Source organism: Luteibacter sp. ME-Dv--P-043b (assembly GCF_030209605.1).
In the GTDB taxonomy this organism is placed as follows: Bacteria; Pseudomonadota; Gammaproteobacteria; order Xanthomonadales; family Rhodanobacteraceae; genus Luteibacter.
This window is the reverse complement of the sequence record NZ_JARVRT010000005.1, coordinates 165,538-190,536: the sequence shown is the minus strand read 5'-3', so window position 1 is coordinate 190,536 and position 24,999 is coordinate 165,538. Positions and strand designations below refer to the sequence as shown.

Sequence of the window (24,999 nt, the reverse complement as noted above, 5' to 3'; positions counted from 1 at the left end):
GTGGTCATCCTCTGAGCGAGTTCGGCCGCTTGCGGCCGCTGCCCGAGCGCAGAGGATGACCACCCGACGCCTCCTCCCCGCACCCTACGAGGAAAGCGGCTTCGACCCTTAAAGGGCTTCCATATGCGTCAGCAGCAACCGCACGCTTTCCCTGCCCTGCCAGTCGTTGACCGATAGCTCGTAAGCAACACGCATGCGCGCGGGTGGTGGCGTGCCTTCGTAGCAGTTGAACATCACCGCTTCCAATGGCGCGCCGCCCTGGGTGTGCCGCAGTTGCAGGCGCAGGTGGCGACTGCCCATGGGTTTCCACGAGGCGCACTCGAAGCGCGCTTCGAACACCGGCGGCGGGAAGGCCTGGCCCCATGGACCGGCATGGCGAAGCTGCTTCGCCAGGTCCAGCGTGTGGTCGCGATAGTCCAGTTCGCCGTCGGTATGCACCAGCGCCTGCAGGTGATCGTCGTCGAGGTGGCGGCGTGCGGCGGCGTCGAACGCCGCGGCGAAACGGTCGAAGTCGCGCGCCTGCAGGCTGAGGCCGGCGGCCATCGCGTGACCGCCGAAGCGCAGGATCAGGCCAGGATGCTTCGCGTCGATCTCGGCCAGCGCGTCGCGGATGTGGAAACCGGGAATGGAGCGCGCGGAACCGCGCAGCTCGTCGGTGTCGTCGCCGGCGGGCGCGAAGGCCAGCACGGGACGATGCAGTTTCTCTTTCAGCTTGGAGGCGATCAGGCCGACGATGCCCGGATGCCAGCCTTCGTCGAACAACGCCACGCCCACAGCATCCACGTGCCGTGCCAGCGCCACCATGCGCTCGGCTTCCTCGACCATGCCCGCCTGCATTTCGCGGCGTTCCTGGTTGATGCCGGAGAGTTGTTCCGCGTAGCGCCGTGCAATGCCTACGTCATCGGTGAGCAGGCAGGCCACGCCCAGCGACATGTCTTCGAGGCGTCCCGCCGCGTTGAGCCGGGGGCCGATGGCGAAGGCCAGGTCGGTCGCGGCGATGGTGGCCAGCGAACGGCCGCTGGCCTCGATCAGCGCGGTGATGCCGGCGCATGCCTTGCCGGCACGCATGCGTTTCAGGCCGGCGTCGACCAGTACGCGGTTGTTGAAATCCAGCGGCACCAGATCGGCGACGGTGCCGAGCGCGACCAGGTCGAGCAGCGTGCCCAGGTCCGGCTCGCCTTGCGTGAACCGGCCGGCATCGCGCATCGCGGCGCGCAGCGACAGCAACAGGTAGAACATCACGCCGACGCCCGCCAGCGCCTTGCTGGGAAAACCGTCGTCGGCGAGGTTGGGGTTCACGATGGCATCGGCCTCGGGCAGCGTGTCGCCCGGCAGGTGATGATCGGTGATCAGCACGCCGATGCCGCGTGCCCGCGCCGCGGCGACGCCGGCCACGCTGGCGATGCCGTTGTCGACGGTGACGATCAGGTCGGGTGACGGTTGCAGCGATGCCACCAGCGCTTCACTGAGCCCATAGCCATGCACGAAACGGTTGGGCACCACATGCGCCACGTGCCGCGCACCCAGCAGACGCAGGCCGCGAACGGCCACTGCCGTGCCCGTGGCGCCGTCACAGTCGTAATCGCCGGCCACCACGATGTGCCGGTCGTTCGCGATGGCATCCATCAGCACCGCCACGGCACGATCCATGCCGCCCAGCAGCGTCGGCGACAGCAGCCGCGCCAGGCGATGTTCCACGCCATCGGGCGTGCACACGCCACGCGCGGCATAGATGCGCTGGATGACCGGATGGACGTGCCCGGGCCAGCCGCTCGGCGGGGCTTCCGCCTCGCGTCGGCGCCACACGCGGCGCGTCATGGCTTGCGCCAGAACCGCAGCCGGTGATGCTTGCGCAGCACCGTGCGCGTGCCGTCGGCGAAAGCGAGACGAAGCTCCGCGCCGTCTTCCAGCCGCGCCTGGATGGCGGGCCACCACGACCGTGCGAAATCGTCCGCCTGCACGTCCTGCAGGTCGAGCAACGTATACGGCGAGGCATCGCTGCCGACGAACGCGCTGCGCGCCTGCACGTCGACATCGGCCTTGTGGCCCAGCGACCAGGCCAGCAGGTCGTCGCTGTGGATACGCGACAGGCCGCACTCGATCCAGTCGGGCAGCACACCCGGTCCCCACAGCCACACGCTGTTGACCGGCGGCAGGCCGCGCGAGGCGCGCGCGTGGTTCACCGGATGGTTGTGCAACACCACCTGCGCCTCGTTGATCAGGGCACGCCAGCGCCGTCCGGCGTCGCCCTTGGGCAACTGCTCGAAGAGGTCGGCACCCAGCGCGTCTTCCGGCTCGGGGAAGGACGGCACGTCCACGTCAGCGGGCAGGCGCAGCTGCCAGTGCTGCGCATCGCCCATCTGCAGGCGCATGCCTTCCGCCTCGAACGTTTCGGTCAGCGCGGCCACCAGGGCGGCCGACTCCTCGACCGTCAGCCCCAGGTTGCCGCACGCCAGCAGGCGCGCGCCGCTGAGCTCGGGCTGCACCCAGGCCGGATCGGCGGACAGCCATTGCGCCGTGCCTGCATCGCCGGCCACCGACTGACGGATCAGTGCGGCGGCGGGCAGCGGCCCGCCGGGCCAGCGGAAGTACTCGGCCATCGCTGCCAGGTAACCCGGCGCGGCGGCCGGCAACGTGCTGCCACGCGCCAACCAGGTGGCGAACGGGGCCACGGTGGCGAGCTTGTCGCGCCCCGGCAACAGCACGTTGAGGACGACGCCCACGCCTCAGTCCCCGATCTGCTCGAGGATGCCCAGCCATTCCAGCTCCAGGGCTTCCTTCTCACCGCGCAGCGACGACTGGCGCTGGCTGAGATTCATCAGCTCCACCGTGGGGCCGTCGTAGACCTTCGGATCGGCCAGCTTGCCTTCCAGCGTGGCCAGTTCCTTGTCGAGCGTGGCGATCTGCGTCTCGATTTTCTTCACCCGCGCGCGCAGCGGTTTTTCCTTCTCGCGTTCCTCGGCGCTGAGCTTGCGCTTCTCCTTCGCGGACGCCTGGATGGGCGCTTCCGCCGCGGCCGAGGCGACGGCGGCGGTCTTGCGCGTGGTGGCGCGCGAGCGCAGCCATTTCGCGTAGTCGTCCAGGTCGCCGTCGAAGGCGTCGACGTTGCCGTCGGCGACACGCCAGAACTCGTCGCAGACCATGCCCAGCAGGTGGCGATCGTGCGAGACCAGCACCAGTGCACCGTCGAACTCCGCCAGCGCGTCGGCCAGGGCCTCGCGCATGTCGAGGTCGAGATGGTTGGTCGGTTCGTCCAGCAGCAGCAGGTTGGGTTTGTCCCACGCGATCAGGGCCAGCGCCAGGCGTGCGCGCTCGCCGCCGGAGAACTTGTCCACCGGCTCGAACACGCGATCGGCCGGGAAATTCCACGTACCGAGGTAGTCGCGCAAGGCCTGCTGGCCGGCGGTGGGCGCCTTCTCCTGAAGATGGTCGTACGCGCTCCAGCCTTCGTGCAGGCTTTCCACCGTGTGCTGGGCGAAGTAGCCGATCTTCATGTCCTTGTGGAACGAGCGCTCGCCCGTCAGCGGCTCGAGCTCACCCACCAGCGACTTCACCATGGTGGACTTACCCGCGCCGTTCGGACCGAGCAGGCCGATGCGATCGCCGGCCTCCAGGCCGAAGGCCACGTCGCGCAGCACCACGTGCTCGCCGTAACCGGCGTCGATGTGGTCCAGCTGCAACATCGACGTGGGCAGGCGGTCCGGCGTGGGGAATGAAAAACTGAAGGAGCGCTCGGCGCGCACGGCTTCCGTGCCGGCCAGTTTTTCCAGCCGCTTCATGCGCGACTGCGCCTGCTTGGCCTTGCTCGCCTTGGCCTTGAAGCGGTCGATGAAGGATTGCAGGTGGGCACGTTCGGCCTGCTCGCGCACGTGGGCGATCTGCTGCTGGCGCAGGTGCTCCGCGCGCTGCCGCTCGAAAGCGGTGTAGTTGCCGGTGTAGAGCTTGGCCGTGCCGTCGTGCAGGTGCATGGTGTGCGAGATCACGCCGTCGAGGAATTCGCGATCGTGCGAGATGATCAGCAGCGTGCCGGGGTAGCGGCGCAGCCATTCCTCCAGCCACAGCACGGCGTCCAGGTCCAGATGGTTGGTCGGTTCGTCCAGCAGCAGCAGGTCGGACGGCGCCATCAGCGCGCGGGCCAGGTTCAGGCGCACGCGCCAGCCGCCGGAGAACGATGCCACCGCGCGCTCGTGGGTGTCCGGGCTGAAGCCCAGCCCGTGCATCAGCCGGCCGGCACGCGCGCGGGCGTCGTAGCCGTTCAGTTCCTCGATGCGCTGGTTGGCTACCGCGACGGCTTCGTAGTCTTCCCGCTCGTAGGCTTCCGCCTCGGCCTTCAGGACGGCCGCCACCTCCACATCGCCGCCCAGCACGTAGTCGATGGCGGGGTCCGGCAGCGCGGGGGTTTCCTGCGCGACCGAGGCCAGGCGGACCTTGGACGGCATGTCCAGGTCGCCCACTTCCGGCTCGAGCTCGCCCTTGAGGGCGGCGAACAGGGTGGACTTGCCACAGCCGTTACGGCCGATGACGCCGAGGCTCCACCCGCTCTGAATGGTGAGGTCCATCTGCGACAGCAGGGTGCGGCTGCCCCGGCGAAGGGCAAGATTGCGGAACGAGATCATGGATTGGGCAAACTGGCGGCTGGCGACCGCCCATGATAGCCGCCCCATGGCGTGTGTGGAGGCGATCTGTTAAAACGGCGTCTTGCGCCGCATGGGGAGCGCGACGGAGCCGTCATGAACACCTTCAAGCCTGTTTTCCTCGCGACCGCCCTGGCCGTTGCGACCGCCGCCCTGTCCCCGGTCGTCCATGCCGGCGACAGCCTGCTGGTCAACCGCGTCCAGCAGGAGCAGGCGATGAACCTGCCCCGCAAGGGCATGAGCATGACCCAGGTGGAGCGCCAGTTCGGTACGCCGACCTCGAAACTGGATGCCCGCGGCGGCGGCAGCGCGAAGCAGCCGGTGATCAACCGGTGGATGTACCCGGGGTACATCGTGTATTTCGAGCGCAGCCATGTGGTGCATGCCGTGTTGAATACGCCGGCGGGGAACAATGTGAATCCGCAGAATCCGCGGTGAGGGTCTTGAAGGTCGGTTGAGGGTACGGGATCGCGCACATCGTGCGCTCCTACACCGGGTGGTGCGACACCGGGTGGTGCGGCAAACGGCGCGGGTGTGTGGTGGGTGGGGCGGAGGCTTTACACTAGCGGGCTTCCCCCTTGCCGCCGTTGCCCGCCATGACCGACCGTAGCTCGTATCGCCTGCCCGCCGAATGGGAACCGCAGGCCGGCGTCCTGATCGCCTGGCCCCACGCGGGCACCGACTGGGCCGATCGCCTGGCCGAAGTCGAGACCACCTATGTCGCGCTGGCCGTGGCCGTCACCCGCTTCGAGCCGCTGCATGTGATCGTGGCCGATGCCGCGCTGCGTGAGCGTGCGCGCCAGGCCGTCGAGCAAGCCGGCGCCGACATGGCGCGCCTGCACTTCATCGAACTGCCCTACGACGACACCTGGCTGCGCGATTCGGGCCCGATCACCCTGACCGGTCCGGATGGCGTACTGCTGAACGACTACCGGTTCACCGGCTGGGGCGGCAAGTTCGGCGCCGACCAGGACGACGCGCTGATCGCCGGCCTGCTCGAGCGCGGCGTGCTGTCGGGGCTGCCGCACCGGCGCATCGACTGGGCCCTTGAGGGCGGCGGTATCGAAAGCGACGGCCGCGGCACCGTGCTCACCACGTGGAAGTGCCTCGCCCAGCGCCATCCCACGCTGTCCCGCGAAACGATGACCGACACCCTGGCCACCACCCTGCACGCCGACCGCGTGCTGTGGCTGGACCACGGTTACCTTGAAGGCGACGACACCGACGCCCATATCGATACGTTGGCGCGCTTCTCCGAGGACGGCGGCATCGTGTACCAGGCATGCAACGACAGCGCCGATCCGCACTTCGCGGAACTCGGCACGATGGCCGGTGAACTGGCCGCGCTGCGGACACCGGAAGGCACGCCGTATCCGTTGCACCCGCTGCCGTGGGCGCAGCCGATCCTCGACGAAGGCCGTCGACTCGCGGCGTCCTACGCCAACTACCTCATCGTCAACGGCGCCGTGCTGGTGCCGTCGTATGGCGACGCCCGGGATGACGAATCCGCACGCATCATCGGGCTCGCCCACCCCGGTCGCGAGGTGGTGCAGGTGCCATGCCGTCCGTTGATCTGGCAGAACGGCAGCCTGCATTGCATCACCATGCAGCTTCCCGCCGCCATCGCCGCCTGAAGGAGCCCCTCATGTCCCGCACCACCCTCAAGGTCGCCCTGCTCCAGGAAACCGATCGCGGCAGCCGCGACGCCAACCTCGACGCGATCGAGCAAGGCCTGCGCGATGCCGCCGCGGCCGGCGTCGAGCTGGTGCTGCTGCAGGAACTGCACAACGGCCCGTACTTCTGCCAGCACGAGAACGTCGACCTGTTCGACCTCGCCGAGACCATCCCCGGGCCGAGCACCGAGCGCCTGGGCCGGCTGGCCGAGGAACTGAAACTCGTCGTCGTCGCCTCGCTGTTCGAAAAACGCGCCACCGGCCTGTACCACAATACGGCCGTGGTCTTCGATCGCTCGCGCGCCATCGCCGGCAAGTACCGCAAGATGCACATCCCCGACGATCCGGCGTTCTACGAGAAGTTCTACTTCACGCCGGGCGACCTGGGTTTCGATCCCATCCCCACCTCGGTCGGCAAGCTCGGCGTGCTGGTCTGCTGGGACCAGTGGTACCCCGAAGCCGCGCGCATGATGGCTCTGGCCGGTGCGGACATCCTGTTCTACCCCACCGCCATCGGCTGGGACCCGAAAGACACCGACGACGAGAAGGCACGCCAGCGCGAGGCGTGGATCACCGTGCAGCGCGGCCATGCCGTGGCCAACGGCCTGCCCTTGCTCGCCTGCAACCGCACCGGCTACGAAGCCGACCCCACCGCTGTCGGCAACGGCATCCAGTTCTGGGGTTCCAGTTTCGTGGCCGGGCCGCAGGGCGAATTCCTCGCCCAGGCCGGCACCGAGGGTCGCGAGCTGCTGATCGTGGATGTCGACATGCAGCGCAGCGAGCACGTGCGTCGCATCTGGCCGTTCCTGCGCGATCGCCGCATCGATGCCTACGGCGACCTCACCAAGCGCTTCCGCGACTAAGCCCCAGCCCAGGACAACCGAGCGCATGATTCCCGCCGAGCACGACGTCACACCGCATCCCGCACTGGACGGCCAGCCCATCGAGCGCATGACGCGCGACGGCGTCGATTACGTCATCCTCGGCACGGCGCACGTGTCACGCGCCAGCGTGCAGGCGGTGGATGCGCTGCTGGAAAGCGAGCACTTCGACGCGGTGGCGGTGGAACTCTGCGCCAGCCGCGCGCACGGTATCCGCGATCCGGAAGCCTTCAAGCAGATGGACCTCTTCCAGGTGATCCGCCAGGGCAAGGCCGGCATGGTCGCCGCCAGCCTGGTGCTCGGCGGCTTCCAGAAACGCCTGGCCGCGCAGTACGGCATCGAGCCCGGCGCGGAAATGAAGGCCGCGATGGATGGCGCCGACGCACGCGGCATCCCGGTGTGGCTGGTCGATCGCGAGGTGGGTACCACCCTCAAGCGCGCCTGGCGCAGCGTCGGTTTCTTCCAGCGCTTCGGCCTGATGGCCGGCATGCTGGGCAGCGTGTTCGAACGCGAGGACATCGCCGAGGCGGACATCGAGAAACTCAAGCAGTCCGACCTGCTGGAAAGCGCGTTCAGCGATTTCGCAAAGGACTCCGCGCCGCTGTACCGCGCGCTGATCGCGGAGCGCGACGAATTCATGGCCGCGCGCCTGCGCGAAAACGGCCAGCGTATGGATGCCGCCGCACCCGCGCGCACCGTGCTGGTTGTCATCGGCGCGGGTCACCTCAAGGGCATGAGCCAGCAGCTCGCGGAGCAGCACGGCGACGCGCGCGCCACCGCCGACGATCTGGCCGTCACCCCGCCGGCCTCGCCGTGGCCCAAGGTGTTCGCCGTGGGCCTGGTGCTGGCGATCTTCGTCGCCATCGGCTTCGCGTTCTACCGCAGCCCCAGCCTGGGCGCCGACGCGGTGAAGAGCTGGGTGCTGCTCACGGGCGGGTTGTCCGCCCTGGGTGCGCTGATTGCCGGCGGCCATCCGCTGTCCATCGTCGCCGCGTTCGTGGCCGGTCCGCTGAAACCGTTCCGCCCGGGCATTCCTTCCGGTGCGTTCAGCGCCATGGCCGAGGCATGGGTCCGCAAACCCCGCGTGGTCGACTTCGAGCACCTGCGCGACGACATCACCCACTGGACCGGCTGGTGGAAGAATCGCGTGGCACGCACGCTGCTGAACTTCTTCCTGGTCTGCGTCGGCACCATCGCCGGCGAGTACATCGCTGGCTTCCACATCCTCAAAAGCCTTTTCTGACCTGCACTTACGCCCGAGTTGTTCCACCTTGCGACAGCCCTCTATACTTCGACGGCTGTTCAACCCCGGCCCCGACCGGCACCCAGGGAACTCTTAATGAAGCGTCTGCATCTGATTGGCCTGATCGCTGTAGCTCTGTGCGCCGCATCCGCCGCGCATGCCGAAGGAGACAAGGCCAGGGGGCGGACGCTGGTCTACACCTGCAATGGCTGCCACGGCGTACCGGGCTATGCCAATGCCTACCCCGAGTACCACGTGCCGCATATCGGCGGCCAGAATGAGCAATACCTCGTCAACGCCCTGAAGGCCTACAAGAGCGGCGAGCGCACTCACCCAACGATGGGCGCCCAGGCGCAGAGCATGTCCGACCAGGACATCGACGACATCGCCGCCTACCTTTCCAGTCTCGCCAAGTAAGCCGCCGAGGACGAATGATGATCCGTGGGTTTTCCCTGATTGCCATCGGCGCGCTCTTCGCGCTGACCGCCACCTCGAGCTTCGCCGCCGGCGACCCGGCCCGCGGCAAGACCAAGATCGCCACCTGCGTGGCCTGCCACGGCCAGGATGGCAATTCCGTCGATCCGCAGTACCCGCGCCTGGCCGGCCAGTACGCCGACTACCTTGCGCAGGCGCTGCACGAGTACAAGGACGGCCGCCGCAACAACGCCATCATGAAGGGCTTCGCCGCGACGCTGTCCGATCAGGACATCGACGACGTGTCGGCCTACTTCGCCACGATGCCGACGAAGCTGCAGGGCCTGGAACACCACATCCAGGGCGACTGATCCGCCGGGCCGTACTTATGCCTTGGCGAAGTACGGCGTGTCGCCGGTCTCGTGGTCGGTGACATCGCGCACCTCGGTGATTTCCGGCACGCGCTCGCGCAGGGTCTTCTCCACGCCGTTCTTCAGCGTGACATCGACCATGCCGCAACCGTGGCAGCCGCCGCCGAAGCGCAGCACCACCACGCCTTCGGCGGTGACCTCCACCAGTGAGATGCGGCCACCGTGCGAGGCGATCTGCGGCGCGACCTCCGACTCCAGCACGAACTTCACCCGCTCCACGATGCCCGCGCCTTCGCCCGGTGCATCGCCCTTGATCCGCGGTGCGCGGATATTGAGCTGGCTGCCGGTGGCGTGGGTTTCGTAGTCGATGTTGGCCGGGTCGAGCCAGCGCATGCTCTCGCTGTCGACATAGAGGTTGAAGCCGGTGCACTCGACGGTCCATTCATCGCCGGTGAGTTCCGTGGCGTCGCAGAACTCCAGCTCGCACTGTGCGGCGGGCGTACCCGCCTCGACCACACGCAGGCGAATGCCCAGGCCGTCGCCACCCTGCTGGGCGAGCAGGCGCTGGAAATGCGCCTGGGCGCGCTCCGAAATATCGATCATGGCCACTCCGATCCGTTGCCGGCGTGGGGACGCCGGAATACAGCACCATTCTAGTACTGTTTCGTCCGGGGCGCCGCCTTTTGACAATTCCAGCCGGAGCGCCGACGCTTCGCGCTTTACCCGGACGGACCTTCCCCATGTCGCTTTCCCCGCTCGCCTCCCAGCACTGCCAGCCGCGCAAGGGCGCGGAGAACGCGCTCGATCGGGCCACTCTCGACGGGCACCTCGCCACCCTGCCCGGCTGGACGGTTACGGCCGACGGCAAGGCCATCGTCAAGGACTTCACCTTCCCGGATTTCCACCACACCCTCGGCTTCATCAACGCCGTGGGCTTCATGGCCAACCAGGAAGATCACCACCCTGACCTCGAAGCCGGCTACGGCCATTGCCAGGTGCTGTGGTCCACCCATGACGTGGGCGGCCTCTCGCTCAACGACGTGATCTGTGCGGCGCGGGTCGAGGCGCTGCTCGATCGCTGACGTGCCGCCACGCGCCTCCAGCCGGGCCGCGGTGGCGACCGTCGTCGCCACGATCGGCATGGCGCTTGCCCTGGCGTTTTTTGCCTTGCCTCGCTTTGCCACCTCGGTGGTCCACGCGGCCATCGAGCGCGACAGCGCCGTCGACCGCGCCGCCTTCGCCCGCGGCGAGTCCCCCTGGGCATGGCGTTTCCGCGACGCCGGGGACGTCGTGGCCGGACGCGCCTTCGGTGCGGGCAAGCTGTCGTCGTCACCCCAGGGACTGGTGGTGCAGGCCCGGGCCGCCACCGGTTTCGAGATCGGCCTGCCGCTGCGTCGGGATGCGGACCTTGCACGAACCGCGGCATTCCATCTGGATGCGGAGGCGAGTGCGCCGGGCCGATACAGCCTGACGGTTCGCCAGACGCTGGACGGTCCGGGCTTGCGTGCCGACCTGGGCACCCTGGGTCCGGGTCCGCTGGCGAAGAACGCCGTGGGGCTGGACCAACTGGCATGGACCGACGAGCGAGGCGTGGCCGTGCCGGCACCCCGCCGCCTGGCGATGCTGCGCTTGCGCACGCTGTTGCCCGTCGGGGAGACGCTCACCCTCCGCGGCGCCTCCCTGTCATTGACCGACGCGCGTTCGCCGGCTGCGCTTGCCACGGTCGCCCTTCCGGCCGGTCTCACCTCGGAAGCCCTGCTCGCCTGGCGCGACAAGGCACGTATCCGGGACGCCCTGGTGACCTTCGGCAACGACGACGCCGCGCCCAGGACGGCTGATCCCACCCACACCAACGGCACCGCGGCGGGCTGGCACGCCTGGCTCGCCCCCTCGCTTTACCTGCTCCTGCTGATCGCGCGTCATCGGCTGCGCCGCGGCAGCGCCGGGCCGACCGATGCCGCCCTCGCCGTCGTCGGACCTGTCGCGTTCATCGCCAGCCTGGGGCTGTCGTTTCACCCGGCCCCGGGCGAGGTGGCGCTGTTCGCCATCGGCGTGGCCTACGCGGGCCTGCTCGCAGCGCAACGTCGGCTGCCCCCGTGGGGCTGGCTGGGCAGCTGGCGTGTCGCCTGGGTGCCCGCGCTCGCCCTGCCCGCGGCGCTCGTCGTGGCTGCCATCGCCGGTCATGCGCCCGCGTGGCCCCCGATCGGTCGCGTACTGGTCTACCTGGCCTGGGCCACGTTCCAGCAGTGGCTGATCCTGGCCGTGGTGGCCGCCCTGCTCGACCGCGCGTGGCCCCGCCCGCTCGCCATCCTGGGGACGGCCACCGTCTTCGCGCTGCTGCACACGCCCAACGGCTTGCTGATGCAGTTGTGCTTCGTCGGCGAACTGGGCTGGGCCTGGTGGTACCTGCGCCAACGCGCGCTGGTGCCGGTGGCGTTGGCGCACGCACTGAGCGCGGTCGTCCTGCAGGCCTGCGTCAGTGGCGGCGCATTGCGATCGCTGGAAGTCAGCGCCCGCTACCTGGGCTAGGACGGACCGCCGCGACCGCGGCCGCGAGATCAGCCACGCAGATTGTTCAGGAAAACCTTCAGATCGTCGGGCAACGGTGAGGAAAAATCGTAGTTCTTGCCGCCAAGATCGAAACTCATGCGCGCGGCGTGCAGGAACATCCGCTTCAGCCCCTTCGCCCGCAGCCGCTTGTTCGCTTCCTCGTCGCCGTACTTGGGATCGCCCGCCAGCGGATGCCCGACATACTGGGCGTGCACGCGGATCTGGTGGGTACGCCCCGTGCCCAGCGTGGCCTGCATGAGACGCGCGCCGGGGTACTGCTCCATCTCCTGGAAGAAGGTGAGCGACGGCTTGCCGCCGTCGTCCACCCTTACCAGGCGTTCGCCGCCGTGCATGACCGATTTCAGCAGCGGCGCGTTGACGTCGAACTTGGCCTTGCGCGGCGTGCCGGTCATCAGGCAGAGGTATTGCTTGGTCACCTCGTTCTCGCGGATCAGCGCCTGCAGGCCGGTGAGGCCCGGGCGGGAACGCGCCAGCACCAGCACGCCGCTGGTGTCCCGATCCAGCCGGTGAACCAGTTCCAGGTGCTCGGTGGGGCGCGCCGCGCGCAGCAGCTCGATCGCCCCATGGCTGACCCCGCTGCCGCCATGGGCAGCGATGCCCACCGGCTTGTCGATCACGAGGAAGTGCTTGTCCTCGAAGATGACCGAATCGGCCACGGCCCTCACCATGCCGGAGGGGGCTACCGTCTCATCGCGCTCCGCGACGCGCACCGGCGGAATACGCAGCATGTCGCCAGCGGCCAGGCGCGTTTCCGGCTTGGCGCGCTTGCCATTGATGCGAACCTGTCCCGTTCTGAGGATGCGATAGACCAGACTGCGCGGCACCCCCTTCAGGAGGGTCAGCAGGGCGTTGTCCACGCGCTGGCCGTCCCGCTCGGGTCCGATTTCGACGATGCGCACACCTTGGCCGCCGTCGAGGGAAGTTGCCGTCTGCATTGATAAAACTCGAAATTGATAGGATACTCGGCCAGCGCCAGGCTCCGCTGAAGACTTATCTCTCGCGGGGTGCCTGTACCGTCACGTAAGGCGAGTGTCGCGCGGGTCCGTCCAGGGAGACGGAACGCGAAGACACCCCACATCGTAACGGTTCGGGTTGCGGTTGTCCGGCTAATCCGTAGGGACGCGGACCGGTTGCAAGGCGCTTATCACGAATCACGCCGGGTCCAGGCATCGGTCCCGGATCCCATGCCGCTTGAAGCCTCACCGCTGCGGCGCGATCCCCGGCAGGCCGCCACATGGGCGCCACCGCGGCCCGCGGCCGCGCGGCAAGGCCGAGGAAATTACAAATGAAGCGTATGCTTATCAACGCGACTCAGCGCGAAGAGTTGCGTGTGGCCATCGTCGATGGTCAGAACCTCTACGATCTCGATATCGAAATCCCGTCCCGCGAGCAGAAAAAAGCCAATATCTACAAAGGCCGCATCACTCGCGTCGAGCCCTCGCTCGAAGCCTGCTTCGTCGACTACGGCGCCGAGCGCCACGGGTTCCTTCCCCTGAAGGAAATCTCCCGCGAATATTTCAATCCCAACGCGGAAGGCAAGTCGAACATCCGCGATCTCCTCAAGGAAGGCCAGGAGATCATCGTCCAGGTCGAGAAGGAAGAACGTGGCAACAAGGGCGCCGCCCTGACCACCTTCATCAGCCTCGCCGGTCGCTACATGGTGCTGATGCCCAACAACCCCCGTGCCGGCGGCGTCTCGCGCCGCATCGAGGGTGAAGACCGCCAGGCCCTCAAGGAGGCCATGGAGCACCTGCAGGTGCCCGACGACATGGGCCTCATCGTGCGCACCGCCGGCATGGGCCGCGACGCCGAGGAACTCCAGTGGGACCTGGACTACCTGCTCCAGCTGTGGAAGTTGATCTCCGGCGCGTCGCAGTCGCAGAAAGCCCCGTTCCTGATCTACCAGGAATCCAAGCTGTTCATCCGCGCCCTGCGCGATTACCTGCGTAACGATATCGGCGAAATCCTGATCGACGAGGAGTCGCTGTACAACGACGCCCGCGACTTCGTCCAGCAGGTGATGCCGAACAACCTGCGCAAGCTCAAGCTCTACCAGGATCCGACGCCGCTGTTCTCGCGGTACCAGATCGAAAGCCAGATCGACAGCATCTTCGAGCGTAACGTGCGCCTGCCCTCGGGCGGCTCCATCGTCATCGACCAGACCGAAGCCCTGACCGCCATCGACATCAACTCGTCGAAGGCCACCAAGGGCAGCGACATCGAAGAGACGGCGTTCAACACCAACCTCGAGGCCGCGACCGAGATCGCCCGCCAGCTGCGCATCCGCGACGCAGGCGGCCTGATCGTCATCGACTTCATCGACATGGACAGCCCGCGCCACCAGCGCGAGGTGGAAGAGCGCCTGAAGGACGCCCTCAAGGCAGACCGCGCCCGCGTCCAGATCGGTCGCATCTCGCGCTTCGGCCTGCTGGAGATGTCCCGCCAGCGCCTGCGCCCCAGCCTGGGCGAAGCCACGCAGATCGTCTGCCCGCGCTGCGAGGGCCACGGCCACATCCGCAGCGTGGAATCGCTGGCGCTGTCCACCCTGCGCCTGATCGAAGAACACGCCATGAAGGAAAACACCGGGCAGGTCCTGGTGCAGGCACCGTCCTCGGTGGCCAACTTCATGCTCAACGAGAAGCGCGCCAGCGTCGTCGAGATCGAGCTGCGCCACAACGTGCACGTGGTGGTGGTGGCCGACGAGAAGCTGGAAACCCCGCACCTCGAGATCACCCGCATCCGCGAAGTCGACATGGGCGAGCACAGCAAGCCCAGCTACGAGCGCACCACCCCGGTGGTCGCCCAGGCCCTGCCCAAGATGGGCCAGGCGCTGGGTAGCGGCGAGCAGCCGCTGGTCACGGGCGTCGTACCGTCGTCTCCCGCCCCCGTTCGCGAGGAAATCGCCGAGCCGGTGGCCGTCGCCGTTGCGGCACCGGTGCCCCGCGCCGCCGCACCGGTCGCGCCTGCCGCCCCCGCGGGTGGCTTCTTCTCGCGCCTGTTCGGCAGCCTGTTCGGCGGCAACGCCGGTACGCAGCCCGCGCCCGCGGCGCAGCCCGGCCCGGCGTCCCGCCGTGACGAGGCGCGCTCCGGCGGCCGCAACGAGCGAAACGACCGCAACGAACGCGGTGAGCGCAGCGAGCGTGGCAACCGCCGCGATCGCGACGACCGTCGCGGCAACGAAGGCCGTGGCCGCGGTGGTGAACCGCGTCAGGCGCAGGGTCCGCGCAAGGACCGTGACGGCCTGCCCGCGCAAGGCAAGGCACAGCAGCCGCGCAACGGCAACAAGCCGGCCCAGGGCCGTAACGACGCCGCGCCCCGCCAGGGCGAAGAAAAGGCACCGCGCCAGAAGGACCCCGCACAGCAGGGTCGTCAGGGTGGCCGTGCCGAGACCTCGCCCACGGGTGAGACCACCGGCCGTCGCGAGCGTCAGCCGCGTGGTGAGCGCCAGCCGCAGGGTGAGCGCATCGAGAAGGCCGCCAATGTCAACATCGCACCGGACGTCGCTGCCGCCGCCCCGCGCAATCCGGCCGAGAAGCCGGTCACCGCGCCGGTCGTCACCGACGACGAGAAGCTGATCCTCGACGCCGAGGCCTTGGGCGTCGATGCCGTCGCCACGGGCGAGGTCGACAGCGAAGCGCCTTCCACCGACGGCGGCAAGGACACCGAGGGTGGCCAGCGCCGCCGCCGCGGACGTCGCGGTGGCCGTCGCCGTCGTCGCCAGGAAGACGGCGGTGCCGTCGGCTCGGCCGATGGTTCCAACGGTGCCGACGACCTCGACGATGACGAGGGTGATGACGAGGCTCCGGTCGGCACGGGCCGTTCCAGCGCCAGCGTGCCGCCCATGCTCGACACCGCTGCCGCGGCGGAGAACGCTTTCGCCGTGGAGGCCCCGCGCCACGAAGCCACCCGTCCCGCCCCGACCGCTTCGGTCCCGGCGCCCGCGGCCGTCCAGGGCGACGCCTCGGACGATGAGAACGTGCCGTCGGCGCTCACCCTGAGCTCGCTGCCCAAGCTGCCCCCGATTCCGGGTCAGCCCACGGCACCGGCACCGGCACCGGCCCTGGCACACCCGGTCGATAGCGCCACCCCGGCGGACTCCGCCCCGGTCCGCACGACCGAGCGTCGGCAGACCGAATCGGATGCACCGCTGAACACGCCGCCGCCCGCTCCGCGTGCCGCCCGTGCTCCCGCAGCCGCCACGACGGCGAGCGAAGCACCGGCACCGGCGCAGGACGCCGAGACGATTCAGCCCGCCGCCTCGCCGGCCAGCCAGCCCTCGGTGCTCGATGCGCCTGCGCGTGGCATGCTGCCGACCGAAGACGGCACGGATGACGTCGGGACCGAGCGAAAGCCCGAGCGCAGGCCGCGGCCCACCGCTGCCGTGACTCCGGCTCCGACGGCAACCGAGTCGGCACCTCAGGCTGAGACGGTTCCCGAGGCCGGCGCGCCCGTGGCTCACGCTTCGACGCCGGCCGAGACGCCGGTTCCGATGCAGGCTCCGGTCCAGGCTCCGGCTCCAGTCCAGGCTCCGGCCCCGGTGCAAGCACCCGCTCCGGTCAAGGCACCCGCTCCCGCGGAAGCCCCGACCCCGGCGCCTGCGGTACCGGCACCGGCACCGGCACCCGTGGAGGCTCCGGCACCTACCCCGACCCCGCGTGCTCCGACCCCGGCTCCCACGCCGGTTCCGACTGCCGTTGCCCCTGCCCCGGCAGCCGTGGACCATGTGCCGGTGCCGCCGGTCGATGCCCCGGCCCCGCCCGCCGTGGTCACGCCGAAGTCGCCCGAGGCATCCAACGTCTCGCCGGTGTCCCACGAACCGGTGGCTCCATCGCAGCCGGCTTCGCCGGCACCGGCCCAGGGCGACCTGCTGACGCGCCCGCGTCAGGAGCCGTCGTCCGACAAGCCCTCGTCCGACGACAAGCCGCACGGCGACGCGTAACACCTGGGGAGGTGAAAGCCTCCCTTTCACCAAAAAAACGCCGGGCTAAGCCCGGCGTTTTTTTGTTACGTCCATCGATGGATCGTGGTCAGGGATGCCGATGGTCAGGTACCGACCTGATGGTTATGGGTATCCAGCAGCCCATGCACGGTCATGAGGTGCGCAAGGCCGACGACATGCTCGACGTGCAGCTTCTCCATGAGGCGCTGCTTATAGGTCGACACCGTCTTGGGACTGAGGTTCAGGCGCTCGCCGATGGAGGTGAGCGGCATACCGCGGACCAACATCATCGAGACCTCCATCTCGCGCGTGGACAAGGTATCGAACGGCGAGTCAGAGCCATCCAGCGTGGCCAGCGCCAGCTGCTGCGCCACGGTGGGGGCGAGGTAACGCCGACCGGATGCCACCTGCCGCACCGCCGCGAGCAATTCGTCGGCCGTGCAGGCCTTGGTCAGATAACCCAGTGCGCCGGCGTCGAGCAGGCGCTTGGGAAAACGCGCGTCGTCGACGACCGTGAGGATCACGACATTGGTGCGCAACTTGGCGCGAATCACGCGTTCCGTGAGCTCGACGCCGCTCATGCCCGGCATGTGGACGTCGACCAGTGCGATGTCCGGTGAGTGCGAGCGGATAAGCCGCAGGCCTTCCTCCGCCGAACCGGCCTCCCCCCGAATGCGGACGTCGGCCTGCTGCTGCAGGATCATCCGGAAACCGGTCCTGACCAGCTCGTGGTCGTCGACCAAAACAACATTAATCATTCTTTGCCCTCCCTGGGCCGACTGTACTTCTATGCGCGAGGAATGACCTGCACGCTGCCTGCGAATGCATACAATGCCAGATGTGCAGGCGCGACAACCAGCGTGCCGGTATGATCATCCAACGCCCGCCAGGCCTGTAGCGGGAATCTCCCCGCGTCGTGAGGCGACGCGACCCGATCGTCACGTAGGCAGAGTCCGCGCCGGTATGTGGGGCTTCGCCTACCCTCGCCCGCGCCATTGCATGTCCTGCGCGATCGGAGCGTAGTTCGCCGATCGTTACACCTTGATGGTGATAAACGCCCCCGCCAAATCGGCGCTCGCGACACCGCACTCACGAAGTGAGCACACCATCGTCAGCGCCGACCCGCGAAGGTGAATCTCCACCCAAGGAGACGACCATGGCAAATGAGAAAAATCGCCCGCCGCAGCATCCCGGCCAGAACGATGCCCCGCCCCAGAAGCGCGGCCCCACCGAACAGCCCGAGACGGACTCGTCGGGCGATCCGCTGGACGGCACCGGCGAAGACAACAAGCAACAGCACTGATTCCCGTCAGTACGACGCGTCGGCGTGGCTCGCCAGGGCCATGTCGGCGCGTTGTCGTTGTGCGGCACGTTGTGCAGCGCGCTTACGCAGCAGGATGATGCCGGCAAGGATCAGGATGGCCGGCCCCCATTTCCCACCGGTAGCCTTGGCAAGCAGTTTTCCAGCGGCCATTGCGCCGATGGTGTTGACGTGAGAGCCCGTCGTATTAGCCATGATCCGATCCCCGAGTGGATAGTGCGCACAGGAGCGGCAAGATTCGCCGCGGTCGCATGGCAGGCACGTGAAGCCGGGGGATAGGACGTATTTACGTCAGCCCGGGTGACCCGACGGGCCCTGGATACCATGCATCAGCAAGGCCAGCGCATGGCGCGTGATGACCTCTGCATCGATGTGGCCCCGCAGAGCATCGCCCTTCCATTTCCGGCTGGCCGTCACCGGCAGCACGGTCAGGCTTAGCACCGTACCCATCAACAGCGCGGGGTCGAGATCCTTCGCGATACGCCCTTCCTCCTGCCACCGGCGAAGGGTGCCGACGACCGCCACCTGGCGCGAGTCGCCCAGCCGTTTGCGCATGTGCTGCTTGAACAGGTCGCTGTCGTTGAGCATCTCGCCGAAGAAAACGGGCCCCACCCACGGTGAATCGCCTGCGATCTCGACGAAGCGGCGCACCAGGCCCGCAAAGGCAGCCACCGGATCATCGGCGTGCTCCAGGAAGATGCCTTCGAGGCGTTTCTGCATCGGCGCGATGCGCTCGTCGAACAACATGTCGAACAGTTGCTCGCGCGTCTTGAAGTAGTAGTGCACCGCGGCGGAGGTCATGCCTGCGGCCCGGGCGATGCCGGCCAGCGTGGTCTCGGCGTAACCCTTCCGGGCAATCAGTTCCAGGGCGAGATCGGCGAGGCGCTGGCGCTGGTCGGGTCCGTCCGGCTGGACGGGTGGCCGTCCGGGGCGACGGCCGCGGCGGGGGACAGAAGTAACCAAGGATGCTCCGACAGGGTGGAAGGGCGCTCGACACCACGACTTCAATACCACGGCAGCGCGCCGGATTGACCGGACGCCCTGTCGCACCTATATTAACTTACTACTTAATTAAATTCATGGGACACCCTTGTGACCCCTGCTTCCCTGCCGGATCCGTCCGCCTCACCGACCTCGACACCGTCGCTGCGCGTGCTGTTCCCTGCCCTGATGCTCGTCATGCTCCTGGCCGCGCTCGACCAGACCATCGTCTCCACCGCGCTGCCGACGATCGTCACGGAACTGGGCGGGTTCAGCCAGTTGTCTTGGGTGGTGACCGCGTACCTTCTCAGCTCCACCGTCGTGGTGCCGCTGTACGGCAAGTTCGGCGACCTGTTCGGCCGCAAGGTGGTCCTGCAGACCGCGATAGCCCTCTTCCTGCTCGGATCCGTCCTGTGCGGGCTGGCCCAGGACATGACCCAGCTGATCGCCATGCGTGCGCTGCAGGGCCTGGGGGGCGGCGGCCTGCTGGTGATCGTCATGGCATCCATCGGCGACGTGATCCCGCCCGCCGACCGTGGCAAGTACCAGGGCCTGTTCGGCGGCGTCTATGGCCTGGCGACCGTTCTGGGTCCGCTGGTCGGCGGGTTCATGGTCGACCATCTCTCATGGCGCTGGATCTTCTACGTCAACCTGCCGCTGGGCCTGGTCGCCATCGGCGTCATCGCCGCCGCGTTCCATCCCCACGTGCGCCACGTGAAGCACACCATCGATTACTGGGGTGCCGCGTGGCTGACTCTGGCGCTGAGCTGCCTGATCCTTTTCACCACCGAGGGCGGCACGATGCTGCCGTGGTCGTCCGGGGAGCTGTGGTTCATCCTGGCGTTCGCCATCGTCGGCGTGATCGGGTTTGTCTACGAGGAATCGGTCGCCAGCGAGCCGATCATTCCCCTGGGACTGTTCCGGCACCGCACCTTCCTGCTCAGCTGCATCATCGGCCTGTTCGTCGGCGCGGCGCTGTTCGGCTCGACCACCTTCATGCCCTTGTACCTGCAGGTGGTCAAGGGCGTGTCGCCCACGGCGGCCGGCATGCAGCTGCTGCCGCTGATGGGCGGCCTGCTGGTCAGTTCCATCGTCAGCGGTCGCCTGATCAGCCGGATGGGACGTTATCGTGTCTTTCCTATCGTCGGCACGTTCCTCGCCACCGTGGCGCTGACGCTGCTGGGCACGCTGCACAACGACAGTCCGCTTCCCCTCATGTACGCCTATGCCGGGCTGCTGGGCGTGGGGCTGGGCATGATCCTTCAGGTGCTGGTCCTCGCCACGCAGAACAGCGTCGACATGAAGCACATGGGCGTGGCCACCTCCGGCGTGACGTTGTTCCGCTCGATCGGCGGCTCCGTGGGCGTGTCGGTGTTCGGTGCCGTATTCAGTAACGGCTTGCAGTCGCGCATGGCCGACCTGCTGCCTGCCGGCTCGCCGGCGAGGTCGCTTCGCCCGGAGGCCGTGAACGCCCTGCCACCCGATATCCATGCGTCCTACCTGGCGGCCTTCGGTGCCTCCTTGCATACGGTGTACGACGTCGGCGCTTTCGTGATGGCCGTGGCGTTCGTGGTCGCCTGGTGGCTGAAGGACACGCCGCTGCGCCGGGCGCCACCGGAGGCATCCGCCATGGCCGGCAAGCCGGTCGCGCCGGAGGAACGCGTTCTCGAGGCGGGCACATGAATCGCATATACACGGGCGCGTCCCAGCGGCATCAAGCTTTGCCGCCCTCAGCCGTTAACGGTAGCGACCCTCCGGCTGGACATCACGTGAAACGCTACCGCGTACTCGGCCTCTTCCTGTTCCCCCTGCTCCTCGCCGGTTGCGCGGGCGACGACCTCCACCTCGCGGGCAAGGGTGCGGACCCTGCAGACATCACCCTTCGCGGCAAGCTGGGCTCGATCACCTGGCACTGGGGGACGAAGTCGTTCACCGAGGCGGTCACCGCCAACAAGCGCACGACCGTCCGCGGGGATGCCGGGGTGTCCGGCACGCTCGATATCACGCTTGCTGGCGGAAAGCGTGTCTTCCTGGTCGGCGAGCACAGCACGTTTGCCTGCCGGCACGGGTGCGCAGAGCTGCACATGCCGGCGCTGTGGGTCGTGGCTGATCCTTAAGCAAGGTGCCTGATGGGCTTGGACCAGGCGTGAGCCCGCGACAGACGACGGCCAAGCTGCCGCTTGCCGGGCTTCCGGGCATGGACGGGGTAAGGATCGCGCGCGGATTGCGCTGAGAGCGCTGCCCGACCTGCGCTTCGGGTATCCGGACACCGCGCATTGCCTGGCACGCGCCAGTCCTGCTGCAAGAGTGCGACCGCCACCCGCCATGCATGGTCCCGTGGCTCGTCGACTTCGGTGGCTTCGGGAGGCACGGGACAGTCGGGAAGTACGCCGCGGCCGGCTGGCGCCGCCCATGCCATGCGGAACTGCAACAACGGGATCGTGATCGTCATCCGGCTGTTGGGCAACGCCAGGTTCCAACGGTAACCGCTGGTATTGCCTTCGTCGGCCCCACCGACCTCCTCGCCGACGAACACGGCCCGGTCGGTATGCCGGAGCATCGAGGCCACTTCCGCACCGCCCGAGAAGGTGTTGCCGCCGGCCAGCACGACGACGCGGCCATGGAATACAGGAGCGAACGTCGTCCATCGGGACATCAGCCCGTGCGGCGGTGTGTTGCGACGTGTCCAGCGCCCGCCGGGCAGCAGCCGCTGCGCATCGTCCTCCTCAGCGAACACGTCGACGTCGAAGCGTTTCCCGCTCAGGCTGGTCACGGCGATGTGTCGGGCACGTGCGTCCACGGCGGCATATTTATGCAGTGGTTTTTCCACGAGGTAGGAAAAGAGAATGCTCTCGTTGGGTTCCGAGCCGCCGCCGTTCTGGCGCAGATCCAGGATCAGGTCCCGGGTGCCGTGCTGTGCGATCTGCTCGAACACGGTGTGGATTGCCTCCGGAAAAGCGGCGCCGCTCGCACGCAGTCGCTTGTTGCTGAAGGTCGGCACGTCAAGGTACGCCGTGTGATCGTCCAGCCAGGCGAGGGTGGGCAACGGCGATGGATCGTCGGCTTCGGCGGGGCGCGCAAGTCGCGGCACCGCGGCAAGATCGCGCATCGTGCGTCCGCCCGGTCCTTCCAGCACCACGCGGTAATACGTCAGGGGCCCGCGCAAGCGATACAGGTCCTGGGCAAAGCCGCGGCCTGATAGGTCACGCATGACACCGGTGCGGATCACACCATCGTGGGGACTGATCGCGACCATCTCGTCCAGCAATGCATCGTCGCTGCGCCCATCCACCGAGACCAGGCGCGTTCCCGTCACGACATCCGCGGCCGTTCCGTAACCTGCGAGGACGAAAGCGCCCTTGTCGGTCCACAGCACATCCAGCGGAAAGCGCAGCGCGTCGCGATAGTGCTCTTTCATGCCATCGCTGACTTGCACCCCCAGGTGACCCTCGCCGATCTGCGCGAGCAGCGGGCGTAGTACGCGCCAGAGCGATTCAGAATCGGTCACCGCGCCGACGCGCGTGCGGGCGAGGGTCTTCGCCGACGCCCACGCCCGCCGGCTCTGGTGCCAGTAGAGGTTCGGCAAGGCGGCTTCGACCGCGGCGATGGCCAGCTCCAGATCTTCCCGTGCGCCTGCCGCCGTCAGCGACGTGGATACCGATGTTGACCGGGCCACCGGTGAGGCCACCGTCGCGAACAGGCAGCCGATGCCAAGGACGTAGGCGGACCAGCGCATTGACATGGAAGGCAGACGCCTTATAAGTAAAATATTGCCTCATTATGGGAAGCAAAATTTTGCCTAGTCAAGTGACGCCATCATTCCTCACCTATGTGGCGGCCAATGTGCGTGCTCGCCGCGTCGCCGCGAGCATGAGCCAGAAAGCCCTGGCGGAAGCCTCGGGCGTCAGCCTACGCATGGTCGGCGGGATCGAAAACGGTGCGACAAGCGTCAGCACGGCTACGTTGGACCGGATCGGCATCGCATTGAATGCCACGCTAGCCGATCTCGTTGCCGAACCGTCGTCGCTGCGAAGTGCGCGTGTGGATCGCGTGGGCTGGCACGGCGACAAGGGCGGCGAAGGGGTGCTGCGCTGGAGTATCGACGCGCGCCGCGAGGTGGAGCTGTGGGAGTGGCGGCTGGAACCGGGCGAGCGTTACCAGGCCGCTGCCGACCCGGCAGGCTGGCATGTGATGATCTTCGTCGTCGAAGGGTGCCTTACCCTCGAACTGGAAACGGGAACGATCGAGGTCATGGCCGGCAACCATGTGTTCGACAGTGCGCAGAAACACGCCTTCGCCAACAAGATGAAGGGGGCGGTACGTTTTTTCCGGTGCACGGCGTGGTGAACTCACCAAGACGCCGGCTACCGGCGCATTTCCGTAGCGGTCACTGCAGCGAAAAAGAAGCCTTCACGTGGGAAAGCGTCGCTTCTCAGCCCTTGGGCGCTGACAACCGCTTGTATTGGTCATGGCTGATCCAACCGGTGTAGGTACGATTCCTGGCACTGGTGAATTCGACCTTGGCCCAGCCATCCCTGTAAGCCAGCACTCCCACCACATCACCCTTGACGATATACGGCCGGTTCGTCGCTTCCACGCCAGGCTCGTTCAGCAGATGAGCCTTATCGGTTGACACCGTTACCAGGCCGATCCAGTGAGCATCAGCGGTTCGGGTCAGTTCCAGGCCGGTGGCGATCTCCGGTATCAACACACTCATGCAGCCAGGATGCTGACGGGCCTGCTCCACGGTCAGGGTGACGCCATCGGACGAGGCCACCACCCTCCCGGGATAGGCATCGTCCTGCCAGGTGGTGAGTGCTGCGGGCTCACCTTTCAGGTAGAAGGTGCAACGTCGGGTCACGCCCTCGCCCAGCTCCTCGGCGTAATAACCTTCAACCTGGCCCTCAGGCGTTACCGCCAGCATCAGTCCTTCGTACTTGCCCGAATGCAGTGCTGCCGGCGCGGCAAACACGGGCGCTGCGGCGCAGAACGACAACAGACCAGCTGCCAGGAAGCGGATAACGGTCATGCTATTTTTCTCTTCGGGGTGTTCATGGGCTCGGGCGCTACGCATGGTTCGGAGCGGGCATTCTGCAGCATGGCCCACCATGCTTGCTGGTCATCCGGTCCAACCCCGGTAACCATCCGGAACCGACACCGCCCGCATGCTTTGGCCTCAATGTGGCCTCGAAGACGCTGGCTGTCGGTGGACTTGCGTGGGGTTTATTCAAACGAAAAAAGGAGCCGAAGCTCCTTTTTTTCAAAGACCTACAGAGGCCAATGGACGTCTGTGGATCACAATCTGGAGCGGGAAACGAGACTCGAACTCGCGACCCCGACCTTGGCAAGGTCGTGCTCTACCAACTGAGCTATTCCCGCATCGAGCCGGCAATTCTAGGCAAGCCTTGCGCGCATTGCAAGCCCTCGAAGCGTTTCAGTGATCGTCTTCCACCTGCCCGCGCTCGGCGTCGTCGCAAGCCACATCCGCTGCGCTCGCATCGCCGGGATAGGCCAGCTGCGCTGCCTCGTCCTCGGGGTCGCGGTAACGCCGCGGATCGAGGATCGCAGGGCTGCGCATCTCCCGACGGTGCGCCTTGAGTTCGCCGATGAGGCGCTGGTTGATCGTGTCGTACGCGGTCGTCATGGCGAAACACCTCCGGACAGGTCGAACGGGATCAGCAAGCACTCACGATAAGGGGAAACTCACGACACGCGAACGGCCATCCACGATCCCGAGATCTTTTCCTGAAGCACCTCGACCGGGCGACCGTGGCCACGCAACGTGCGGGCGCGTGTCACCGCGAACTCGATCGCCGCGCCTTCCGAGTCGAACGACTCCTTGGCCGATCCCGGAAGCAGGACCCACCATGCACGGTGATTGATCGATGGATAGAAGACATAGACGCGCAGTGGCTTGACGTGTTCGGTCGCGGCGGCGGTCACCGTGGCCTGGGTAGATCCGAGCATGGCG

General features: G+C 67.4%; 25 protein-coding genes and 1 tRNA gene. 13 read left to right on the top strand and 13 right to left on the bottom strand.

The window, feature by feature from the left end; all coding sequences use genetic code 11:
• Nucleotides 1-108: 108 nt before the first annotated feature.
• Genes recJ through QRN34_RS03810 form a run of 3 tightly spaced genes read right to left on the bottom strand, consistent with a single transcriptional unit; the run spans nt 109 to nt 4,616 of the window.
• The gene (gene recJ / locus QRN34_RS03820) at nt 109-1,818 is read right to left on the bottom strand and encodes a single-stranded-DNA-specific exonuclease RecJ (RefSeq protein ID WP_285402135.1); all 1,710 of its coding nucleotides are present in this window, start codon (nt 1,816-1,818) and stop codon (nt 109-111) included.
• Nucleotides 1,815-2,723: a phosphoglycerate mutase gene (locus tag QRN34_RS03815; protein ID WP_285402133.1), complete on the bottom strand. Its 909-nt coding sequence runs from the start codon at nt 2,721-2,723 to the stop codon at nt 1,815-1,817. Before QRN34_RS03815 ends, recJ begins: the two co-directional genes overlap by 4 nt.
• Nucleotides 2,724-2,726: 3 nt before the next feature.
• Nucleotides 2,727-4,616: an ATP-binding cassette domain-containing protein gene (locus tag QRN34_RS03810; protein ID WP_285402131.1), complete on the bottom strand. Its 1,890-nt coding sequence runs from the start codon at nt 4,614-4,616 to the stop codon at nt 2,727-2,729.
• A 114-nt stretch (nt 4,617-4,730) separates the two neighbouring features.
• On the opposite strand from QRN34_RS03810, the gene QRN34_RS03805 reads away from it, so the two are divergent.
• From QRN34_RS03805 to QRN34_RS03780, 6 genes are all read left to right on the top strand, one after another.
• On the top strand, nt 4,731-5,072 hold the full coding sequence (locus QRN34_RS03805; protein WP_285402129.1) for a hypothetical protein: 342 nt from the start codon (nt 4,731-4,733) through the stop codon (nt 5,070-5,072).
• A gap of 158 nt (nt 5,073-5,230) precedes the next feature.
• Nucleotides 5,231-6,268, top strand: a complete 1,038-nt coding sequence (locus tag QRN34_RS03800; RefSeq protein WP_285402128.1) for an agmatine deiminase family protein — start codon at nt 5,231-5,233, stop codon at nt 6,266-6,268.
• 11 nt (nt 6,269-6,279) lie between these two features.
• On the top strand, nt 6,280-7,170 hold the full coding sequence (locus tag QRN34_RS03795; protein ID WP_285402127.1) for a carbon-nitrogen hydrolase: 891 nt from the start codon (nt 6,280-6,282) through the stop codon (nt 7,168-7,170).
• 25 nt (nt 7,171-7,195) lie between these two features.
• Nucleotides 7,196-8,431 (top strand): TraB/GumN family protein, encoded by a 1,236-nt coding sequence (locus QRN34_RS03790; RefSeq protein WP_285402125.1) that lies wholly within the window; start codon nt 7,196-7,198, stop codon nt 8,429-8,431.
• A 96-nt stretch (nt 8,432-8,527) separates the two neighbouring features.
• The gene (locus QRN34_RS03785) at nt 8,528-8,848 is read left to right on the top strand and encodes a cytochrome c (protein WP_036140622.1); all 321 of its coding nucleotides are present in this window, start codon (nt 8,528-8,530) and stop codon (nt 8,846-8,848) included.
• A gap of 17 nt (nt 8,849-8,865) precedes the next feature.
• On the top strand, nt 8,866-9,216 hold the full coding sequence (locus QRN34_RS03780) for a cytochrome c (RefSeq protein ID WP_285402122.1): 351 nt from the start codon (nt 8,866-8,868) through the stop codon (nt 9,214-9,216).
• 15 nt (nt 9,217-9,231) lie between these two features.
• Here QRN34_RS03780 and QRN34_RS03775 read toward each other — a convergent pair whose 3' ends face one another.
• Nucleotides 9,232-9,819, bottom strand: a complete 588-nt coding sequence (locus tag QRN34_RS03775; RefSeq protein WP_285402120.1) for an NfuA family Fe-S biogenesis protein — start codon at nt 9,817-9,819, stop codon at nt 9,232-9,234.
• 137 nt (nt 9,820-9,956) lie between these two features.
• On the opposite strand from QRN34_RS03775, the gene QRN34_RS03770 reads away from it, so the two are divergent.
• Together QRN34_RS03770 and QRN34_RS03765 are read left to right on the top strand one after the other, a co-directional pair.
• Nucleotides 9,957-10,298, top strand: a complete 342-nt coding sequence (locus QRN34_RS03770) for a 4a-hydroxytetrahydrobiopterin dehydratase (RefSeq protein WP_285402118.1) — start codon at nt 9,957-9,959, stop codon at nt 10,296-10,298.
• A 1-nt stretch (nt 10,299) separates the two neighbouring features.
• Nucleotides 10,300-11,745, top strand: coding sequence for a CPBP family intramembrane glutamic endopeptidase (locus tag QRN34_RS03765; RefSeq protein ID WP_285402116.1), 1,446 nt, complete (start codon nt 10,300-10,302; stop codon nt 11,743-11,745).
• A 29-nt stretch (nt 11,746-11,774) separates the two neighbouring features.
• On the opposite strand, the gene QRN34_RS03760 is transcribed toward QRN34_RS03765, so the two are convergent.
• Nucleotides 11,775-12,722, bottom strand: a complete 948-nt coding sequence (locus QRN34_RS03760; RefSeq protein WP_285402114.1) for an RluA family pseudouridine synthase — start codon at nt 12,720-12,722, stop codon at nt 11,775-11,777.
• A gap of 350 nt (nt 12,723-13,072) precedes the next feature.
• On the opposite strand from QRN34_RS03760, the gene QRN34_RS03755 reads away from it, so the two are divergent.
• On the top strand, nt 13,073-16,726 hold the full coding sequence (locus tag QRN34_RS03755) for an Rne/Rng family ribonuclease (protein WP_285402112.1): 3,654 nt from the start codon (nt 13,073-13,075) through the stop codon (nt 16,724-16,726).
• A 104-nt stretch (nt 16,727-16,830) separates the two neighbouring features.
• Here the strand turns inward: QRN34_RS03755 and QRN34_RS03750 are convergent, their stop codons facing one another.
• Complete coding sequence (locus tag QRN34_RS03750) at nt 16,831-17,484, bottom strand: response regulator (protein ID WP_036140617.1); 654 nt, start codon at nt 17,482-17,484, stop codon at nt 16,831-16,833.
• A 398-nt stretch (nt 17,485-17,882) separates the two neighbouring features.
• Between QRN34_RS03750 and QRN34_RS03745 the strand changes: the two genes are divergently transcribed.
• On the top strand, nt 17,883-18,029 hold the full coding sequence (locus tag QRN34_RS03745; RefSeq protein WP_285402109.1) for a hypothetical protein: 147 nt from the start codon (nt 17,883-17,885) through the stop codon (nt 18,027-18,029).
• Between the two features lie 6 nt (nt 18,030-18,035).
• On the opposite strand, the gene QRN34_RS03740 is transcribed toward QRN34_RS03745, so the two are convergent.
• Together QRN34_RS03740 and QRN34_RS03735 are read right to left on the bottom strand one after the other, a co-directional pair.
• The gene (locus tag QRN34_RS03740; RefSeq protein WP_285402107.1) at nt 18,036-18,242 is read right to left on the bottom strand and encodes a hypothetical protein; all 207 of its coding nucleotides are present in this window, start codon (nt 18,240-18,242) and stop codon (nt 18,036-18,038) included.
• Nucleotides 18,243-18,338: 96 nt separating this feature from the next.
• Nucleotides 18,339-19,010 (bottom strand): TetR/AcrR family transcriptional regulator, encoded by a 672-nt coding sequence (locus tag QRN34_RS03735; protein ID WP_285402105.1) that lies wholly within the window; start codon nt 19,008-19,010, stop codon nt 18,339-18,341.
• A gap of 129 nt (nt 19,011-19,139) precedes the next feature.
• Here QRN34_RS03735 and QRN34_RS03730 point away from each other — a divergent pair, with 129 nt between their 5' ends.
• Together QRN34_RS03730 and QRN34_RS03725 are read left to right on the top strand one after the other, a co-directional pair.
• Complete coding sequence (locus QRN34_RS03730) at nt 19,140-20,711, top strand: MDR family MFS transporter (RefSeq protein ID WP_285402104.1); 1,572 nt, start codon at nt 19,140-19,142, stop codon at nt 20,709-20,711.
• 86 nt (nt 20,712-20,797) lie between these two features.
• The gene (locus QRN34_RS03725; protein ID WP_285402102.1) at nt 20,798-21,145 is read left to right on the top strand and encodes a hypothetical protein; all 348 of its coding nucleotides are present in this window, start codon (nt 20,798-20,800) and stop codon (nt 21,143-21,145) included.
• Here the strand turns inward: QRN34_RS03725 and QRN34_RS03720 are convergent.
• Nucleotides 21,142-22,770, bottom strand: a complete 1,629-nt coding sequence (locus tag QRN34_RS03720) for a S41 family peptidase (RefSeq protein ID WP_285402100.1) — start codon at nt 22,768-22,770, stop codon at nt 21,142-21,144. The two genes, QRN34_RS03725 and QRN34_RS03720, sit on opposite strands and share 4 nt — an antisense overlap.
• Nucleotides 22,771-22,808: 38 nt before the next feature.
• Here QRN34_RS03720 and QRN34_RS03715 point away from each other — a divergent pair, with 38 nt between their 5' ends.
• Nucleotides 22,809-23,375, top strand: a complete 567-nt coding sequence (locus QRN34_RS03715) for an XRE family transcriptional regulator (protein WP_285402098.1) — start codon at nt 22,809-22,811, stop codon at nt 23,373-23,375.
• A gap of 85 nt (nt 23,376-23,460) precedes the next feature.
• On the opposite strand, the gene QRN34_RS03710 is transcribed toward QRN34_RS03715, so the two are convergent.
• The 4 genes from QRN34_RS03710 to QRN34_RS03695 all read right to left on the bottom strand — a co-directional run bounded on the left by QRN34_RS03710 (nt 23,461) and on the right by QRN34_RS03695 (nt 24,995).
• Nucleotides 23,461-24,057, bottom strand: coding sequence for a hypothetical protein (locus QRN34_RS03710; protein ID WP_285402097.1), 597 nt, complete (start codon nt 24,055-24,057; stop codon nt 23,461-23,463).
• Nucleotides 24,058-24,331: 274 nt separating this feature from the next.
• Nucleotides 24,332-24,407 (bottom strand) — tRNA-Gly (locus QRN34_RS03705).
• Between the two features lie 55 nt (nt 24,408-24,462).
• Entirely contained in the window at nt 24,463-24,672 is a 210-nt protein-coding gene (locus QRN34_RS03700) for a hypothetical protein (RefSeq protein WP_285402095.1), read from the bottom strand.
• 59 nt (nt 24,673-24,731) lie between these two features.
• Nucleotides 24,732-24,995 (bottom strand): hypothetical protein, encoded by a 264-nt coding sequence (locus QRN34_RS03695; protein ID WP_285402093.1) that lies wholly within the window; start codon nt 24,993-24,995, stop codon nt 24,732-24,734.
• Between the last annotated feature and the right edge of the window lie 4 nt (nt 24,996-24,999).